The sequence below is a fragment of the uncultured Corynebacterium sp. genome (assembly GCF_946998835.1).
Taxonomy (GTDB): Bacteria; Actinomycetota; Actinomycetes; order Mycobacteriales; family Mycobacteriaceae; genus Corynebacterium.
Map to the genome: position 1 here is coordinate 1 of NZ_CAMQAZ010000065.1, position 2,915 is coordinate 2,915.

The window sequence follows — 2,915 nt, forward strand, 5'->3', positions numbered from 1 at the left end:
GGCATAGTTCAATCCTTCCTTAGCTGAGGTAGGAACTAAACCCAGGACGCTTCAGGGATGTACATCGGTGGGCTCGGCGATACCGCCGTCGGGGAAGCGAAACACCGCGTGCGCACCGCGGTTGCCAACTCGCAGCTGCCCTGGCCGAAGACAAAAGTCGTGGTCAGTCTGTCGCCGGCGCATATCCGCAAGCACGGCACTAGCTTCGACCTCGCTATCGTCTGCGCCATCCTCATCGCAACCAGTGGTGATATGGAGGCCCGCGGCCGTCTTCGGCACACGGTGCTCATCGGCGAACTCGGGCTCGACGGCTCCATTCGCTCAGTGCGCGGGGTGCTTCCGCAGGTCCTTGCCGCTCGCGAGGCCGGAGTCCGCTGGGTTGTCGTTCCCGCCGCGAACGCCGCCGAGGCCGCACTTGTTGACGGCATCGCAGTATGCACCGCCGCCAATCTCACTCAGCTGTGGGGTTGGGTCCTCACCGGATCCGGTTTGACGCCCGCGCTTAACGACGACCCCAGCGCGCAAGCCTTCTCGGTAGATCTAGCCGATGTCGATGGCCAGACCGAGGGGCGTTTTGCCCTCGAGGTAGCGGCAGCTGGTGGGCACAACCTGTTTCTGCAGGGCTCTCCGGGGACAGGAAAGTCCATGCTCGCCGAGCGCCTGCCGACAATTCTGCCGCCATTACAGAAGTGGCAACAGCTGGAGGTCACTGCGCTGCATTCGGTGGCAGGGGCGCTGGATACTACGGACACCCTTGTCCATCATCCACCCTTTGTGGCTCCGCATCACAGTGCGACCGTAGCAGCGCTGGTTGGCGGCGGAGCCGTGCCCAAGCCCGGCGCGATTAGTCTCGCCCACCATGGAGTGCTCTTTTTGGACGAAATCACCCTCATGCGACCGGCTGTACTGGATGCCCTGCGGATGCCCATGGAAAACGGAGTTGTCGTCCACCTGCGTACCCACCATCGAGTGACCTTTCCGGCGAGAACGCAGTTGGTCATGGCGACCAACCCGTGCCGTTGTGGGGCCGCGTATGCCAGCGAATGTACCTGCTCTAGTACCGAGCGAGTCAAGCATGGCCGCGCACTATCGGGTCCGCTGCGCGACCGCATGGATGTCAACGTCACGCTCAGTCCTGCCGGGGCCACGCTTGGGCTTAAAGGCAAGGCGCACAACGAGACCTCTGCGGTGGTCCGCGACCGAGTGCAAGCTGCCCGTGACCGTGCATGCCACAGGTGGCAGTCCCTGGGGTTGGCCGACGACGCGGCCGTCACTAATGCGAGTGTGCCGCGTTCGTTTCTGCGTCGTCACGCGGGGCTGGACGAGGAAGCGATGGCGCTGTTGGACTTCCAGCTGAGGAGTGGAGAGATTACCCAGCGTGGAGTGGACAAGGTGATTGCGGTGGCGTGGACGCTCGCGGACCTCGAGGGCGTGGACGCATTCACCTTTGAACATGTGCAACGCGCCAGCCAGCTCCACGACCGCGATAGCGGCTAATTACAACGAGCGGCTAAAACAACAACCAGACCATTATCAAGGGGGAGACAATGGACGAGATTCACGCATGGGCCTACTTGAACCGTGTGATAGAGGCGACGCATCCACAGATTGTGCCGCTGGTGGAGGAGTTCGGGGCGGTGGAGGTCGCGGAAAGAATTAAGTCTCGCGCCGGGCTGCCGGAGGGGCTGCTCAATACGACACAGGCACGCGCAGAGACGGATCAGAGCGCCCGCGATTTGGACGATGCTGCGGCGATGGGGTGGCGTCTGATTTATCCAGGGCATCCCGAATGGCCGGTGGAGCTGCTCTCCTGCTTTGCGACGCTCGAAGTCCGTGACCGCGCCGATGCGCCACCACTCGCACTGTGGGTGCGTGGCCGTGACTTGCGGGAGGTACTCGGCGAAGCGGTGGCGATTGTGGGAACTCGGATGGCCAGCAGCTACGGCACACAGGTGGCAGCGCAGTTCGCACGGCAATTCGCGAGTACCGGGGTTAGTGTCATCAGCGGTGGTGCGCTGGGGATTGATGCCGCAGCGCACCGAGCTGCGCTCGACGCTGGAGGCATGACGGTCGTGGTCGGAGCGGGCGGCGTAGGTGTTGACTATCCGCGGGCGCATGCCGAGCTCTTTGACCAGATTGCACAGCGGGGTGCGTTGATTACGGAGTATCCGCCGGGTGTACGGCCGGCTCGTCACCGGTTCTTGACGAGGAATCGATTGGTAGCGGCTCTTTCGCAAGCAACCGTAATCGTTGAGGCCGGCTGGCGTTCAGGCGCGCGCAATACAGCCCATTGGGCAGTGCGATTGAACAAGCCCCTGGGTGCGGTGCCGGGGCCAGTGACGCTTCGGACCACCTCTGGCTGTCATGACCTCATCCGGAGTGGCGAAGCTGTACTGGTGTGCAGCGCCGACAACGTGCAGTCACTGCATCGGACAGTTGGCACAGTGAATGAGGATGCCCAACTGGAATTGCTATGGGAAAAGTCGGTGGTGCAGAAGCTTTCGCGCAATGGGCTTGCTGTCTACGATTCTCTCAACGCCGCGGAGCCAACGCCAGTGGGGGAGGTCGCCGCGCAGGCGGGATTCTCCGTAGCTCTTACGACTCATTTGCTGCTGGAGCTACAAACACAAGAGCTGACCAAGCGAATAGCGGGTGGGTGGTTGCGTCAGGAAACCTCAGAAAAACTGTGAGATAAAAAATTTCGAATTAGGTATTGCAATTTGCTGGACACTCAGTAATATAGGCAAGGCAAGCCTAAGTAACTGTTACGGAAACGGGCTTGTGACATGGGTGAGGCAATAGGGCAGTGGCTCTGGCGAAAGTCGGGGCCACTGCCTTTTCCTATGCAAGGCCTGTATGGTGGGTTAAGGCTCAAAAAGTGTGTCTGGCTCGGCGTGTCGCTGGGGTTAGATGTG

2 protein-coding genes are annotated in these 2,915 nt (G+C 61.4%); both read left to right on the forward strand.

Annotated features, from left to right (window positions below; genetic code table 11):
* Nucleotides 1-57 precede the first annotated feature (57 nt).
* Nucleotides 58-1,497 (forward strand): YifB family Mg chelatase-like AAA ATPase, encoded by a 1,440-nt coding sequence (locus Q0U90_RS11550; RefSeq protein ID WP_297455308.1) that lies wholly within the window; start codon nucleotides 58-60, stop codon nucleotides 1,495-1,497.
* A gap of 50 nt (nucleotides 1,498-1,547) precedes the next feature.
* On the forward strand, nucleotides 1,548-2,690 hold the full coding sequence (gene dprA / locus Q0U90_RS11555; RefSeq protein WP_297455311.1) for a DNA-processing protein DprA: 1,143 nt from the start codon (nucleotides 1,548-1,550) through the stop codon (nucleotides 2,688-2,690).
* Nucleotides 2,691-2,915 lie beyond the last annotated feature (225 nt).